At 37.2% G+C, this 16,293-nt stretch carries 10 protein-coding genes; 6 read left to right on the top strand and 4 right to left on the bottom strand.

The annotated features are described in order from the left end of the window. Positions 1-77: 77 nt before the first annotated feature. Positions 78-209 carry a hypothetical protein gene (locus tag ACP6PL_RS05675; RefSeq protein ID WP_426543433.1) on the bottom strand — a complete coding sequence of 44 codons (132 nt, stop codon included), beginning with the start codon at positions 207-209 and terminating at the stop codon, positions 78-80. A 147-nt stretch (positions 210-356) separates the two neighbouring features. On the opposite strand from ACP6PL_RS05675, the gene ACP6PL_RS05670 reads away from it, so the two are divergent. Continuing rightward, a complete protein-coding gene (locus tag ACP6PL_RS05670) occupies positions 357-2,096 on the top strand; it encodes a helicase HerA domain-containing protein (protein ID WP_426543431.1) in 1,740 nt (579 codons plus the stop codon). Positions 2,097-2,474: 378 nt separating this feature from the next. Here the strand turns inward: ACP6PL_RS05670 and ACP6PL_RS05665 are convergent, their stop codons facing one another. Next, positions 2,475-2,948, bottom strand: a complete 474-nt coding sequence (locus ACP6PL_RS05665) for a hypothetical protein (RefSeq protein WP_426543429.1) — start codon at positions 2,946-2,948, stop codon at positions 2,475-2,477. Positions 2,949-3,173: 225 nt separating this feature from the next. On the opposite strand from ACP6PL_RS05665, the gene ACP6PL_RS05660 reads away from it, so the two are divergent. From ACP6PL_RS05660 to ACP6PL_RS05650, 3 genes are read left to right on the top strand one after another with little or no spacing between them, the layout of a single operon-like run. Beyond that, on the top strand, positions 3,174-3,890 hold the full coding sequence (locus ACP6PL_RS05660) for an RNA-guided endonuclease InsQ/TnpB family protein (protein ID WP_426543427.1): 717 nt from the start codon (positions 3,174-3,176) through the stop codon (positions 3,888-3,890). 36 nt (positions 3,891-3,926) lie between these two features. Beyond that, on the top strand, positions 3,927-4,322 hold the full coding sequence (locus ACP6PL_RS05655) for a transposase (protein ID WP_426543425.1): 396 nt from the start codon (positions 3,927-3,929) through the stop codon (positions 4,320-4,322). Next, a complete protein-coding gene (locus ACP6PL_RS05650) occupies positions 4,310-4,660 on the top strand; it encodes a zinc ribbon domain-containing protein (protein ID WP_426543435.1) in 351 nt (116 codons plus the stop codon). The genes ACP6PL_RS05655 and ACP6PL_RS05650 overlap by 13 nt, the downstream gene beginning before the upstream one ends. Here ACP6PL_RS05650 and psaK read toward each other — a convergent pair. Both psaK and ACP6PL_RS05640 read right to left on the bottom strand, forming a co-directional pair. Continuing rightward, a complete protein-coding gene (gene psaK, locus ACP6PL_RS05645) occupies positions 4,655-4,915 on the bottom strand; it encodes a photosystem I reaction center subunit PsaK (protein WP_426543423.1) in 261 nt (86 codons plus the stop codon). The two genes, ACP6PL_RS05650 and psaK, sit on opposite strands and share 6 nt — an antisense overlap. Before the next feature lie 469 nt (positions 4,916-5,384). Then, positions 5,385-6,893 (bottom strand): hydroxysqualene dehydroxylase, encoded by a 1,509-nt coding sequence (locus ACP6PL_RS05640; protein WP_426543421.1) that lies wholly within the window; start codon positions 6,891-6,893, stop codon positions 5,385-5,387. A gap of 543 nt (positions 6,894-7,436) precedes the next feature. Between ACP6PL_RS05640 and ACP6PL_RS05635 the strand changes: the two genes are divergently transcribed. Next, on the top strand, positions 7,437-10,148 hold the full coding sequence (locus ACP6PL_RS05635; RefSeq protein WP_426543419.1) for a DEAD/DEAH box helicase: 2,712 nt from the start codon (positions 7,437-7,439) through the stop codon (positions 10,146-10,148). A gap of 2,734 nt (positions 10,149-12,882) precedes the next feature. After that, a complete protein-coding gene (locus tag ACP6PL_RS05630; RefSeq protein ID WP_426543417.1) occupies positions 12,883-16,233 on the top strand; it encodes a family 10 glycosylhydrolase in 3,351 nt (1,116 codons plus the stop codon). The last annotated feature ends 60 nt before the right edge of the window (positions 16,234-16,293 follow it).

Genomic DNA, 16,293 nt, shown 5'->3' with positions numbered 1-16,293 from the left:
TAGTATGCTTTATAACTTATTATATCGTTATTCTTTGATTAAGTCAATGCTCCTGCCACAACCTCTCATCTTCTAATTCAGCTAAAAGACGAGAGGCGATCGCCGAAATGTTCTGCTTCTGACAATTTCTCTAGATCGGAAATTGCACACCGAAGTAATTCTGTCATTTTTAAATATTTATCTAGTCTTTTGCCAAATCTACTCATCATTTGTTATCCAATCACACCAATTTTATTTACTTCTTTAGTTCTTTCTTTTTCCTTATTTGCTTCTTTACTTCTTCCTTCTTTCTTCTTCCTTCTCTAATAAAAATGGTATAACTTAATATAACACCCGAAAATAATTAAGTAATTTACATGGATTTTGAAAGACCATTAGGCTCAGTAATTCAAGGTTCTCTCAGTCAAGGATTAGAAGTACGACTCCACCCAGACGTATTGGTAGAAGATATGCGTGTTGGCAAATTTTTAGTCGTACAAGGAGTACGCGCTCACTTTTTCTGTATGCTAACTGATGTTTTATTAGGAACATCCAGTGAACGAATAATGATTAACCCTCCCCTACCCACAGATGATTTTTTACAATCTGTTTTAGCTGGAGGTAGCACCTACGGAACTATCGAACTTGCCCCAATGTTAATGTTAGTTATTGCTCCAGAAGAATTACCAGTTTCTTTCAACTCCAACGAAAATAATAATAATCAAAAAAAATCCCAATCCATAGAAAATTTAGCATCCTTTGAAGCTCAAACCAGTGCCGAAATTAAATTAATGCCAGTCAAAACTATTCCTAGTCACTTTTCTCAAGTTTTTGAAGCGAGTGTGAGAGACTTTAGTCTAGTTTTTGGTAGGGAAGATGACCCCAGTCGCCGCAATTTTGCTGTAGGTAAACCTATTGATATGGATGTACCTGTTTGTTTAGATTTAGATAGATTTGTAGAACGAAGTAATGGAATTTTTGGGAAGTCGGGAACTGGTAAATCTTTTCTGACTCGTCTACTTTTATCTGGAATTATTCGGAAGGGTGCTGCGGTAAATTTAATTTTTGATATGCACTCCGAATATGGTTGGGAAGCAATGGCAGAAGGAAAACAAGTTAATACAGTAAAAGGTTTACGACAATTATTTCCAGATCGAGTCGAACTTTGGACACTTGACCCAGAATCTACTAGACGTAGAGGGGTGCGAGATGCACGAGAATTGTATCTTAGCTACAATCAAATTGAGGTTGAAGATATTGGGTTGGTGCAAAGGGAGTTAAATTTATCTGAGGCAAGTATTGATAGTGCTAATATTCTCCGCAGTGAATTTGGTAAGTCTTGGATTACTCAATTATTGGCAATGACTAATGAAGATATTCAAATATTTTGTGACGAAAAGAGAGGTCATAAAGGTTCGATTATGTCGTTGCAAAGGAAATTGTTACGACTGGATAATCTGAAATATATGCAGACAAAAAATACTAATAATTATATAGAGGAAATCTTAGAATCTTTAGACGCAGGGAAGCACGTTATTATTGAATTTGGTTCTCAGTCAAATATGCTCTCTTATATGTTAGCTGCTAATATGATTACTCGCAGAATTCATAATAGTTATGTACGGAAGGCAGATAAATTTTTAAGTTCTAAAAATCCTAATGACCGTCCTCAACAGTTAGTCATAACTATTGAGGAAGCTCACCGTTTTCTCGACCCTGCCATAGTACGTTCGACTATTTTTGGTACTATCGCTAGGGAGATGCGAAAATATTTTGTGACTCTATTAGTTGTAGACCAGCGACCTTCGGGAATAGATGCGGAAGTTATGTCTCAAATTGGTACGAGAATTACAGCTCTGTTGAATGATGATAAGGATATTGATTCTATTTTTACGGGAGTTTCTGGCGGTCATAGTTTGCGGTCTGTTTTGGCAAAGTTGGATTCTAAACAGCAAGCTTTAGTATTAGGTCATGCAGTACCGATGCCTGTAGTAATTCAAACTCGTGCTTATGACCAGACTTTTTATCAGGAAATTGGAGATACCGATTGGCGGTATGTTTCTGATAATGAGTTGTTTGAAGCAGCTCAGGTGGCTTTAGATGATATTGGGTTTTAGTTCAAGATTTGAAAGAAAATTTTTGAAGAACAAGTAGTTGGATGTTTCCCAAAATTCAATTACCTGCATTAGTTAATGTAGGGAGGGAGAAAATTCAAAATTTGAGCTACTAATATATAGTTTAGTTTCATTTCAAGGGCGAAAACGGCAAGTATCATAAATTTATCCGAAAATTAATCTCAAACCTTTGCAATTCTTAGAACAATACAGTCCAGTTAAAGATTTTATCTGATAGTTCTGTAATCTGAAGAGATACTTTAAATGATTCTATACCTTTTCCATTAACCAAACAGCAAAAATTAGCTGAAGTTATCGTCAGTTAAGATTTTCTAGCAAATAGATATTCTTTTGTGATGATGTAGTGTCTATGGAAATAAACTATATGTAAATTTGTCTGCTAGGTTGTCTTGCAGGGTCTGGTGAAAATTCAGTATGTATAAATTCCACAGAATTATAAGTATTAATCCACAAGTGAGCGCCACATTTTGCGGGTTTGTAAGGTTCGTAGACGATTTGGCAAGGACCTGGAATATATAACTCATAACCATAATCGTTGCGTTCGCCATCTTTAACTGAAAGCACAGGTTCCAATTCCTCTGGAGGCTTACCCTTATTACCTTTAATTTTGCTTTGATTAACATGAATCATTTTAGGTTCGCTGGGTTTTTCCTTGTGCCAGATACCTTTCGGACCGCGCCGAGCCGGAATTATTACAGGCATTCCACTTTCAGAAACTGGTATTTCCCAGAATCTACCATTTTTCTCAGCATCTTTGACTCTTCCTTGAGCTAGTAAAACTAATAAACGTTGACGAGAGATACCTAATAAAAAAGATGCTTCTCTAGTACCCATGATTTTTTCCTCAACTGTTGGACAATAGTTAGAGTCTAATAGAAAGGTAACTTTCTCAAAGTTACCTAAAAAAATGTAAATGAGATTATTGATTTAACTCCCTCGGCGGGAAGTCCCGCGCTCTCCCATAGGGGAGCGTCGTATGGGAAAGCCGGGCGTTATTTTGCTTAGTCTAACCGTTATTTTGATATACTAACTATAGTAGATATAAAGGTCGATTCTGCAATGCTACTGAAATATAAGTACAAGCTAAAACCACATAAAACTCAAGCGGTGATTATTGCTAACTGGTTACACATGGCTAAGAAGCAATATAACTATCGTTTAGCTGAAAGGTTGAATTGGTTTGAAGCAACGCGCACACCAGTAAATTCTTGTCCACTTAATGCTTCAGTAGTGCCAGTAGAACAGATTTATCAAAATATCCCTGAATTTAGAGTACAAACAAGGGATGGTAGAAAAAAAGACAGCAACAATAACCCGATTACAAGGAAAGGAGATAAGCACCCAAATATAGTCAATGGTTATGTGTTGTGGGAAACAGTACAGCTAGCGGATTTAGCACAGACTAAAAAACTATTTCTTGAGTATAAGTCCATGCACTCCCAGGTTTTTCAAGACGTTATCCAGCGTGTACAAACCACAATGGATAACTTTACCCAACCTGATAAAAACGGTAAAACCAGTGGTAGACAGAAATTCAAAGGAAGGCATTATTATAACTCGTTCAGTTATCCTCAGTTATCAAATACCAATATAGTCAAAAATGCTAACGGTCGTTTTTGTGTTAATTTGCCAAAAATTGGTTTAGTCCCCTTCGTGTACAATCACCCAACACCAGAAGGTTTCAAGGTTAAGACGGATACAGTAATTCGAGAAGAGGATGGATATTATATCAGTTTCACAATCGAAGACAAAACAGTACCTGTAGAGGTTGTATAAATTCAACCCACCGAAGAAAACTCAAAGGGCATTGATTTGGGATTATTGCACTATGCTGTTACCAGTGATGGGGAGTTCATAGAAGTTCCTAAGTTTTTCAGGTTCTGTGAACATCGTTTGTCTAAACTACAGATGAGATTAGCCAAAAAATCCCAGCACTCAAAACCTTGGAAAATTCTCAAGCCTAAGATAGCAAAACTGCATCAACTAATAGCTAGACAAAGATTAGACTGGCAATTCAAATTAGCTTATCATTTGTTTAGTGATGTAAGTGTTATTTTCATCGAAGACCTGCAAATAGCTAATTTAGTCCGACGTTGCAAAGCAAAGTTAGGAGATAATGGTCAGTTTTTACCCAACGGCCAATCAGCCAAGTCAGGATTGAATAAGTCTTTGCAAGATGCAGTTACTATCAATTTATTGATGTCTTAGAATATGTTTCCAGGAAACTTGGCAAACGAGTTATCAAAGTAGATCCACAGGGTACGTCTCAACATTGTTGGCAATGTTTGAGCAAAGTCCCTAAAAGCTTATCAGAGCGCTGGCATTCCTGTCCGGAGTGTGGCCAGGAATTAGATAGAAATTATAACTCACCCACCCCTCTAGCTCCCCTCCCAGGAGGGGATGGGGGTGGGTTGGATTGTTATCAACACAGGAGGAAGACATCACTTCTGTTAAAACTGCGGTCAGGGCTTCCCAGACTGAAGAATCCCGCGCTCTCCCGTAGGGGAGCGTCGGGAGTATGTCAATCTACCTACAATAATTTATAGACTACCTATATTTGCTAAACCAATAATCACACCTGCACCTAAAATATGACCGAAGCTTGTAGTTGCCAAAACACCAGCTACTCCAAAATCACCAAAAAAGTTGGAACCAGGCATCGCCGGACCGACACTAGGATATTTAACTGTTAACTTGGCAAAGGCGATCGCTACAATATTGCAGATAATCATTATTAGGGCAATTTTAGGACTCCAGCTAAAAGTATTAGGGCCAAGTGTTAATAAAGTTGAGTAAAGCATTTTTTCTTCTCTGTAAATTGAAAACCTCAGTGGCATCTTTATATCAGAAAATTGTGTTTTTTTTTCTTCTGGTGATACTTAGTAATAATTCTTTACAACTGCTAGCTTGGATTTAACGGATTGTTTGAAAAAAATTAACGGGAAGTTGCTTCGCACGTATAATAAGCATTCTACATAAATATAGTCATATATAGTCAAACAATTTCAAATATCTTCGTTTATTGCTACAAAAGAGCAATTAAACTGACTGGCAAAATTTAACAACTTTCGACCATTATGTTTAATGGTATAATGAAATTGGCTGGAAATTACCGACTAAATAGTAATAAAAATCCCGAAATACTTCGAGCCGTTACTAATTTTAACCCCTTGATTTACTTAATTTATGAGATTAGTTGAGAGACATATTATTCAGAAAAACCTCTCCTAACAAAAACTAATTTTCTCCTACTTATGGTCTGAATATTAATTACAACCAAATATTAGGAAATATCGATTTTCCTACTTCTCGCACTGATTGATTAATCGTCCTAGCAAATTTAATATGTTCTTCATCGTCTTCCACCGAAATAATATTAGCTTTATCCCCTAACTTAAACTTATCTACTACTAAATTTGCAGCCTCCAAACCAGTCACATAAGCTTTTTCTTGAGACCATGAACCATGACGGTTAACAATCCAATCCCCACTCATAAATAAATTCTCAAAACTTGTCTTTGCTGGGAGTAAATATTGATAGCTACCAGGGAAAAAATGAGTCACCCCTTCCCTCACTCTGACAACACTTTGGTCAATAATTTCTGCTTCTCTAAATTCAGGAATACAAGTTGCTAAATATCCCTGCACAATTTTTATTATTTCCCCATCACTCAAAGGTAAAAATTGATTAGCATGATAAAAATCTACTTCTAAAACTGTTCCTGGTTCATCTCGAAATTCGTCATGTAAAGCATTCAAATCAAAAAACGTCCAACCAGTAGTTGCATCAAATCCAAAACAAGCATTAGAAGCACGAGGAATCAGAATTTTTCTATCAAACCACAATCTAACTCCTAATACATCAACTCCACCTAGATTATTAACATTCCTAAATTCTTGACGGTTTTGTAAAGCCTCGCTTCCTGCCAGAATCTTTTTCATTCCACTAATACCAACTGAAAAAATTACAGCATCCGCCTCAAATATTTGATCTTCACAAACAACTCCTTTGGCTTTGCCATTATCATCAACAATTAAGTCACTAACTCGCTGTTTTGTCAGAACTTTTCCACCTAAATTTTCGATACTTTCTACCCAAGGTTTAAATATCATTTCTGCTACAGTACCTCGACACCAAACCACATCAAAATTAGCTTGATGAGCCAGAATAAAATAATATAACATTCCCAAAGCAGCAGCAGCCGAACATTGTTCTCCCGGAGCAAATAAACCAACTAATAACATAGCGTTAAAAGCATCATCATATAATCTCTTACTCACCCCATATTGTTTGAATAGTTCTCTAGCTGTTATAGAGTCATATCGTCGCCAAGCTTCATCCGAATTATCAAAATCTATAAGAGAATAAAGCAGTGGCAGAGCAGAAAGACGATCGCTTAAAGGTAAGCGTTGAAATTGAGTATAAATAAAAGTACCAAGCGGTGTAGGTAAAATTGGTAAATCTTGAAAAATAGGTGATTCTACTTCTAATCCAGCGGGAGAATATTGAGCCGAGCGAGTCCAAGAGGTGAAAGGATTAAGGTTTAACTCCTTGACAATAGAAAATATGTTATGGTAAGGATACCAAAAACCATGTATCCCGACTTCTACCGAACGGCCACCGGGAGTTTTCCAGCCAGCCACTAAACCACCAGGATAAGGGCTAGCTTCTAGAAGTGTAACATCATAGCCATGTTTGGCTAGGTGGTGAGTGGCTCCTAAACCAGCCCAGCCAGCACCTACTACTACTATCTTTGGAGTTTGAGTTTGTGTTGTCATACTACTTTCAATTTAAAGTCAAAAATTACTGAATTTTTGTGGATTTTCTAGAGCCTATTTTCTTTGAGTTTTTTCTCAATTTGGTTAACTTTATAAATGTATGTTAAAGCTATACAGTTAAAAATTTAGAGGTAATGTCAAAATATTAGTTTAGGAATATAGTATTTCTATTTTATTTATGCAGGAAATATTTTTAAATTGATTAGAGGTAATATTTTTCGATTTTTCTGTTTTTTACAAATCATTTAAGAGTGGTATATGTTCAGATTTTTTATCTAAAATAACAAAATATTTTGACTGCCTTGACCATTGTTGTAGCTAAATCAAAAGTTTTTCCATATTTATAGATATCCAAATTTTTTCAAATCAAAAGTCAATTGTACTAACCCCTTGGAAACTTTCTATCCAATGCTTTCCAACTTCAAACCTACGAACTCTACTTTTTAGAGAAATAGTTAAAATCAAAATATAAAGTCTATATTTACTGGTGAAACAGGATAGACATTATCACAAAACCTTTATAAAGTCAATAAAAAAACATTAGTGTCATACTCAACCCAGAACAGCCGAGAGCTGGATCTGAAGACCTTATTTCCATTTGAACTAGACAACTTCCAGCAAGAGGCGATCACCGCCCTCAACGCTGGAAAATCAGTAGTTGTTTGTGCCCCTACAGGCTCAGGCAAAACCTTAATTGGAGAATACGCCATCTATCGTGCCCTAAGTCGTGGACGACGAGTATTCTACACCACACCCCTAAAAGCCCTATCTAACCAAAAATTACGGGACTTCCGGAACCAATTTGGACCCAAAATGGTAGGGTTAGTCACAGGAGATACATCTGTCAATCGGGAAGCACCAATCCTGGTAATGACCACAGAAATCTTCCGCAATATGCTGTATGGTACTCCCATTGGAGAAATAGGTACATCCCTAGAGAGAGTAGAAGCAGTAGTTCTAGACGAATGCCACTACATGAACGATCGGCAACGAGGTACAGTCTGGGAAGAATCAATAATTTACTGCCCGCCAGAAATACAAATATTAGCCCTCTCCGCCACAGTAGCTAACAGCGACCAACTCACAGATTGGATTGCCAGAGTACATGGACCTACTGAACTAATCTACTCTGATTTCCGACCAGTACCTCTGCAATTTAATTTTTCCAACAATAAAGGTTTATTTCCCCTACTTCATAACAATCAAAAAAGAATTAATCCCCAACTCAAGCCTAAAAGTAGACAAACAGGCAGAGACAAAAGAGATAGACAGCAAGAACCGAGCTTATCAACAGTCTTGTCTCAGCTCAAAGAGCGAGATATGTTACCAGCTATCTACTTCATATTCAGTCGTAGGGGATGCGCTCGTGCAGTAACAGAAGTAGCACAAGTCAGCAATCTTACTTTGGTCAACGAAGCAGAAGCAACCAAACTACAAACCCTAATTCGAGAATTTCTCAATCGTAACCCAGAGCTAGCTAGGTCTCAACAGTTAGAACCTCTCACCAGAGGAATAGCAGCTCACCATGCTGGAATGTTACCAGTTTGGAAAGGATTAGTCGAAGAATTATTTCAGCAAGGCTTAATCAAAGTAGTATTTGCAACAGAAACCTTAGCGGCAGGAATTAATATGCCAGCCCGGACAACGGTTATCTCCAGTCTCTCGAAACGTACAGATGATGGACACCGACTCCTAAGACCATCAGAATTTCTGCAAATGGCAGGTAGAGCAGGAAGACGAGGGATGGATTCTCAAGGTTATGTTCTAACTGTGCAAACTAGGTTTGAGGGTGCTAAAGAGGCAGCTTATTTAGCAACTTCAGGAGCTGACCCCCTGGTGAGCCAGTTTACTCCTAGTTATGGTATGGTGCTGAATTTACTACAAACTCATACATTGGAGGAAGCAAAGGAATTAGTAGAACGTAGTTTTGGTCAGTATTTGTCTACTCTATTTTTAATGCCAGAGCGGAAAGAGATTGAGCAAAAGCAAGATGAGTTAACCTCTGTAGAAAATAAACTGGGAATTTATGAAGAGAACGATTTAGTCAATCTCGAACAACTATTGGCAGGTTATGAAAAGTTACGGGAAAAAGCAAAAGAGGAGAAACGACTGCTCAAAATTTTGCAGAAGCAGGCAGAGGAAACTCGGATTAGAGAGATGTCTTTGTCTTTGTCCTTTGCAGTGTTGGGAACTATTGTTAGTTTGAAAGGAAAGCATGTTCCTACTGCCAAAAAATCTACTTCAGAACCAATTGCAGCCGTTTTGGTGGCAAAAGTACCTGGTTCTGGTCAGTCTTCTTACTTTTTGTGTTTGGGTAGAGATAATCGGTGGTATGTAGTAGCAGCAATAGATGTGGTGGCTTTACAGGCAGATTTGCCACGTTTGGTTGCTGTGGACTATATGGAATTGCCTGCGGAGATCGAATTTCGCTTGGGGCAATGTCGCAAAGGAGATGAAGTTTCTCTGGCTTTAGCTCAACAAATACCAGTAGTACCTCTACCAGCAGATGCTCCAGAAGTTTTATCACAAATGCAGAAAGTGGCAACGGTAGAAGCAGAAGCTGAGGAACATCCAGTGAAAGAATGGGGAAACCCTCGTACTTTACTCAAAGGTTGGCGACGGATGGGAATGTTGAGGGCAGAAATAGACGATCGCCAAACTCAGTTGGAGGATAAGTTGGCACGCCACTGGCAAGAGTTTCTGAATCTAATTGAAATTTTGCAATATTTTGGCTGTCTGCATGGAGTTGAGCCTACGGAGATTGGTCAAGCCTGTGCAGCAATTAGGGGTGATAATGAGTTGTGGCTTGGTTTAGTGTTAATGTCTGGAGCCTTGGAGCCACTTGACCCCCATCATTTAGCTGCTGCTTGTGCTGGTCTGGTAACAGAGATTACTAGACCTGATAGTTGGACTCGTTATGAGTTGTCTGTTGAGGTAGACGAAGCTTTGGCTAGTTTGCGTAGTTTACGACATCAGTTATTTCAGGTGCAACGTCGATATCGGGTAGCTTTACCTGTTTGGTTGGAAAGGGATTTGATTAGTTTGGTCGAACAGTGGGCTTTGGGAGTGGAATGGCAGGAGTTAGTGGAAAATACAAGTCTGGATGAAGGTGATGTTGTCCGGATCTTACGTCGAACTTTGGATTTTTTGTCTCAGATTCCTCATGTGCCTCATTTATCTGATGCTTTGCAACGCAATGCTTATCGGGCTATGCAGTTGATTGACCGTTTCCCTGTTAATGAGTCAATTGAATAATGCTTGAAGTCTCTAGGGGTTAAAACGCCCTAGATTCTCAGCATACATCATCATTTTTTTTGGTTGCGCGATCCTGGAGTGAAACATAGTTTTATTGCTTCTAATACTTCTATGGAATTTTCATAACGCTGTGGAAAATATTTGTGTACTATCCTATCTAATACCAATTCACTTTAAGGATGTCACAAATATTTTCAAACTGTAAATGTCAAATAATTGCATGAAACTGTTGTTTTGTGAGAGTTTTTAGCCTATCAAATCTGGCATTCTCAATTTAGTGAAACGGTATAACTAATGATACTTACACAATTTCTGGGCAGAAAAATGCTTGAAAGTCAGTCTAGACAGGGGAATTATATCATGTCCGGTTGAATAGTGATAATTAAAGCTTGTAGTTGGGCTTCAGCCCGAACTTTAGATAGGGCTAAAGCCCAACTACAAACAAAAACTTTTTGATCACTGATTATCCGGACTTGATATTACATCAAATACCTAGAAATTGCTATAACCCTTGGAAATAAAGGAATTATAGCTTTTAGATGTAAAAGCCTCTAGCTATCTATATTTGAGGCTATTTTTTCCTGCTTTTTTGTGTAATATCATGTCCGGATGAACAGTTATAAATAATTTAGGAAGGAGTCAGGAGTCAGGAGGAAGAAAGAAGCTTGAGGAGGAAATTTTTTTTTATCACTAATTAAGCGGACATGATATAAGTCCCCTTATGTAAGACTTTAGCTATTAAGTAATTAATACAGGTAAAATAACTTTTTTGTAAATTTGAAGTAATTTAAGGTTAATTATTCTTATGTTCACTTCTCTAGTACGGATGTTGTATGCAAAGTTTTTATCTACTTCTCTGTTCAAGTAAATATAGAAAAGTTTTTGATACATGGTATAATAAACATCTGTGATAATTAAAAATCAAATTAATTATCGTATAGAAATCATTAATTCTTTCCACTACTCCCTAATCACTCTTTTTGGGAGGGGTCTAATATATTTGCGAGACGATTACTCACTTGTGCTTCATTTCGCCAGATAACATTTCCTTTCTTTGGTTCTGTGCGTAAATTATGGGGATATTTTCCCGTTATATCATGTCCGGATAATTAGTGATAAAAAAAACTTTCTGATTTTTATACTTTCTTTCTGCTCTCTTCCCTCCTGACTCCTGACTCCTGACTCCTCCCTCATTTATTTATAACTATTCAACGGGACATGATATTAGTGCTTTTATTCCTACCATCCCCATTGCATATAGGTTTGGCGTTACTTTATTCGCTTGACATATATCTAGGTGTTCCGACTTCTACAGTTAAAGTTGTTATTCCGGGTTGGTTGGTAGTCAATACATTTATTTCTTTACAGAAGCCCTAAGCGTATCTCCAGAAAAGAGGGAGTAGGGAGGTTGCACATTAAAGAATGATAATAGATTTTCAACTGTACATATATTGAGGAAATAGTTATCTAAAAATATGTATTTTCTGGTTTTATCATTCCTAATTGTGCAACGCCGGAGTAGGGAGTAGGAAAAATAGGGAGTGAGGGAAAGAATTGATGTATAGAAGCCCTCAGCGTATCTTGTTACGCAGTATGGGTGGGTGAGAATTCAGAATTTAGAATTGGGAGTTGAGAATTCAGAAAGGGAAATATGGTTTTTTTGGCCTAGTTATAGGGCCTAATTTATTTGAGTATATATTTGAGCATATGTGAGTAAGCTTTTACCACTATGCTTATAATACTTTTTGTTGTCAACCCCATTTTCAGTTATCAGTTATTAGTATATAGAATTCATTTCCATATTAAAAAGAAAGGGAGGAGATAGGAAGTAGTGGAAGCATTCTACTCCCGTACCATAGGAGTATTTTTTAACCTTTTTTTTAGCAATAATATTTAATTTTTATTTTACAAATTAGCTAAAACTTATATTCGTCAAGCTGTTCAGATTTTCCTGATTTTTTTTTGTACCTATAGATACCAAAAATAGTCATAATAATTATCTATTAATTATCAACAGTAGTTTTAACTGTATAGGAATTTTCTTGGTCTCAGAATATATATTTCCCCATCAGGAATAAGTAAAATCTATGTGTATTGCGATTGATTAAAAATTACTGTACATCTATAAATTTATTAGTGATAGTAAATTTTTCTGCATTGTAAATCAGTAGTAAATTATAGACAAATACTTAGGCAAACTCCCTGAGATTGAATTTGTATTTATTCCTGAATCTTTCCTTGATTTATTGGTAAAGAATAAATAAATAAACACTACTTAATTTAATTCCATTATGTAGCTTGATTAAAAAAATTATGCCCGAATCTTGACATAGTAGTTAATATCGATTCCTAATGGTAAAAATATGGTTGCTTGACATAAAACATCCAATATGTTAAAAAAAAACTATTTAATGCTTTGCAATCTCTATATTTTTATCCATACTGGCCTCATAAAAATTATAGTATCTTCCTCAAAGAGAGCAAATAAATTACTATTTGAGATTATATCCATAAGTCTAATAAATTAGGCTGAAAATGCACGAACTTAAGTTAAAATAAATAATTGCAATGAATTAATTATAGGTATATTTGGATGTATAATCAATTCTTCACCAATAGAGTTTTATCAGATAAAAACTCGGTGAAACTACAGAAATATCAATTAAAGCGATTATAAATCAATTTATTTACAACAATTAGTTGTTAATTTAATTTAATCAGAAAGTGAGGAGTAATGAGTAAGAAAAAGGATTTATATACACAAATTTTACCAAGTTTGGCAGGTACATTACTAAGTTTGATGTTACTATTACCAAGCCCTGCTAGAGCCAATGTTTTATTAGGGATAATTCGAGACTCAGAAAATATAGATGAATGGAATCAAATTATTACACGAATACGCGCTCTAGGTATTAGTTATGAACCTATTGATTTAAGACAAATAAATACATTAGCTGACTTATCTGGAGTTAAAGTTATCTTTTTACCGAATATTGAAACTTTGACTCAAACTCAAGTACAAATTATAGAAGAGTGGGTTAAGCAGGGAGGAAAATTAATAGCTAGTGGCCAAATAGGTAGAAGGTCTCAGCCAGGAGTACGGCAACAATTGCGATCGCTCCTTGGTTCTTACTGGGCTTTTCCCTTAAGTCAACCTACTACACCGGAGCCTAAATATCGTTGTTTAGATATTGCCTGCAAAGAATCTACAAGTTGGGCACCAAAAGCAAACAACCAAGGTACAGTCGAAGGTGGAATATTAATTCCGGCAGGGTTAAACAGCACAACGGCAGCTACTTGGAAGGGAAGTTCTGGATCTTCAGCGGTAGTCATTACTCCCCAAGCTACTTATTTAGGTTGGCATTGGGGAAATAGTGAATCTGCTACTTTAGACAGTGCTTGGTTGCAAGCTACTTTGAATCGCTATCAAAGCCAGCCACAATTTAGTGCAAGAAATAATAATCCCTTAACCACAGGGAATAATAGACAGACTTTACCTACCACGAATAACTCCAATCCTCTTAAAATTAGACCTCGTACTTCTCCTTTACCAAGACCAAATAATGAAAATCTTAATATAGTTAGGGTTCAACCTCAAACTTCTGTAAATACTGCTGAAAATTCAAACACAAATCAAGCTGCGACTGCAGCTCAAAATTCGACTCCAGATAAAGATAATATTTGGCTCAGAAATCAGCAGCAAAGGATAAATACTCCACAACAACCTGAAAATCCTAGTCAACCAACAGAAACAAACTTAAGTCAAAATAATAATTCAGTTTCGGAGGCAACAACAACTCCCCAGAGTAACAATGTTTGGCAAAGATTTCGACAACAGAGAGACCAGCAAAATCAGCAAAATCAGCAACCTGAGACTGTAGAGCAAAATACCCCGGTTAGTTCCAGTGCTAATCCGACTCTAGAGACCACTAATAATAATAGAGGAGGAAGTCTTTGGAACAGATTCCAACAACAGAGAAACGAACAAAGGCAAAAAACTGAGACTGTTAGTAACAACGACCTCCCTGTTAATACTCCTGACAACTCTACTCTAGAGACTACCAATAACAGAGGGAGTATTTGGAACAGATCCCAACAAGAAACAAAAACAACTACATCATCCTCTCGCCGTAACCCCTTAAATGCCTTTCTCAGATCTTTCCCCCGACCAGGAGTGCAAGTCCCAAACTCCCAAACAGACCCTTCATCAGGATCAGCAGCTCCTGGTTTAGACATCAGGCGAGGAAACCATCCTATTAGCAGAGCTGAAGCTTATGCAATGTTAAAGGAGTTAAATAATCTCCTCGGTAGGTTTGAAAGTGCTTTGGTAGCAGCTCAGTCAGCAAAAGTAGAAGTAAATTTGGCAGCAGATGGTAGTAGCTTGGTCGCTACCAACAGTAACAATACTACATTTATTGCTCAAAGAAATCGCAAAATCAGCAATGCTCAACAAGTAATAACTAGAGCGCGTCAGGTAATTCAAAATTTTCCACAACAGGTTGCAGCCAAACAATATGCTACTGCCAGAAATCAATGGCTGCAAACAAGACAAATGTTATGGAAAAACTACCCCACTGATGGAGAAAGAGCAGGGGCTGAGATTCGAGCTGTCTGGTTAGACCGAGGAACAATTGTGAGGGCAAGGTCTGAACGAGGTTTAGCCGGAGTGTTTGACCGACTTGCTGCTGCGGGTATTAATACTGTTTTCTTTGAAACTATTAATGCTGGCTATCCAATTTACCCCAGTAATGTTGCTCCGAGACAGAATCCTTTAACAATTTCTTGGGACCCTCTGAAAGCAGCGGTCAAGTTAGCCCATGAAAGGAATATGGAAATACACGCTTGGATGTGGACATTCGCAGTAGGAAACCAAGCTCATAATCGCGCTCTTGGTCAAGCAAATAGTTATTTGGGTCCGGTAATTTCGGCTCATCCTAGTTGGGTGATGACTGATAATAAGGGTCGCAAAAGACATCCTGCTGATGGGAAGGTTTATATGGACCCGGCGAATCCTTATGTGCGGCAATATTTGCTCAATATAATAGATGAAATTGCTAGTCGGTATGAGGTTGACGGGATTCACCTTGACTATATTCGCTATCCTTTTCAAAATCCTAGTCGGAATTTTTCCTATGGTTATAGTACGACAGCGCGTAATCAGTTTCGGCAGTTGTATGGGATAGATCCAATGAAAATTTCATCACGCGATCGCCAGAATTTGTGGAAGTGGACTGAGTTTAAGATTAATCAAGTTAATAGTTTTGTCGCGAATACTTCTAAATTTCTCAAACGGAAATATCCAAAGCTAATTCTTTCGACAGCCGTATTTCCTTTTCCTCGCCATGAACGCTTTGATAAAATTCAGCAAGATTGGGAAACCTGGATTCTGAATGAGCAGATCGATCTACTTACTCCCATGACTTATGCTTTAGATACGAATCGGTTTCAGCAAATTACCCAACCTATGACAAACACACGAGTATTAGGTAGCACTCTAATAACGCCAGCAGTTAAGCTTTTGAATCTTCCTGAGATTGTAGCAGTTGACCAGATTCAGGCAGCACGAGATTTACCTACTGGGGGTTATATTATTTTTGCTGCGGAAAGAATTAGTGGTGGGTTCCATGGATTTTTGACTCGCACTCAAGGTGCGCTAGAAACTGATGATAATAGAAGAGCTTCATTAAATGCTTTTAGTAAACCTTCTCATATTGTGGAGGGTTTAATTCCTTATCGTCAACCATTTGCAGCAGCAGCAGATCGTTTTCAAGCATTGAAAAAAGAATGGAGTTTTTTATTAGGAAATGAGCAACTTTTTCTTGGGGAATCTCAACTTGAGAGTTGGCGTAAGGAGGCAGAGGAGTTGGCATTAGCTTTGGAAAAATTAGCAGATAATCCTGATAATAGTAACTTGAATAATGCTAAAAGAAATCTCAGAAAATTTCAGTTAAAGTTTAGAACTTCTATGAGTGTTCATGCTAAGGAAAATCCTTATCAAGTTCAGACTTGGCAAAATCGTTTGACTTCTTTGGAAATGTTGTTAAATTATGGTGAACGGGTGCGATTAAATACTAAGAGGTGGTAGGTATTATAATGGATAATGGATAATGGATAATGGATAATGGATAATGGATAATGGATAATG

It is taken from the genome of Dapis purpurea BLCC-M126, assembly GCF_050015975.1.
GTDB lineage: Bacteria > Cyanobacteriota > Cyanobacteriia > Cyanobacteriales > Microcoleaceae > Trichodesmium.
Note: the sequence above shows the minus strand (reverse complement) of the source record. Positions and strands in the feature narration are given on the sequence as shown.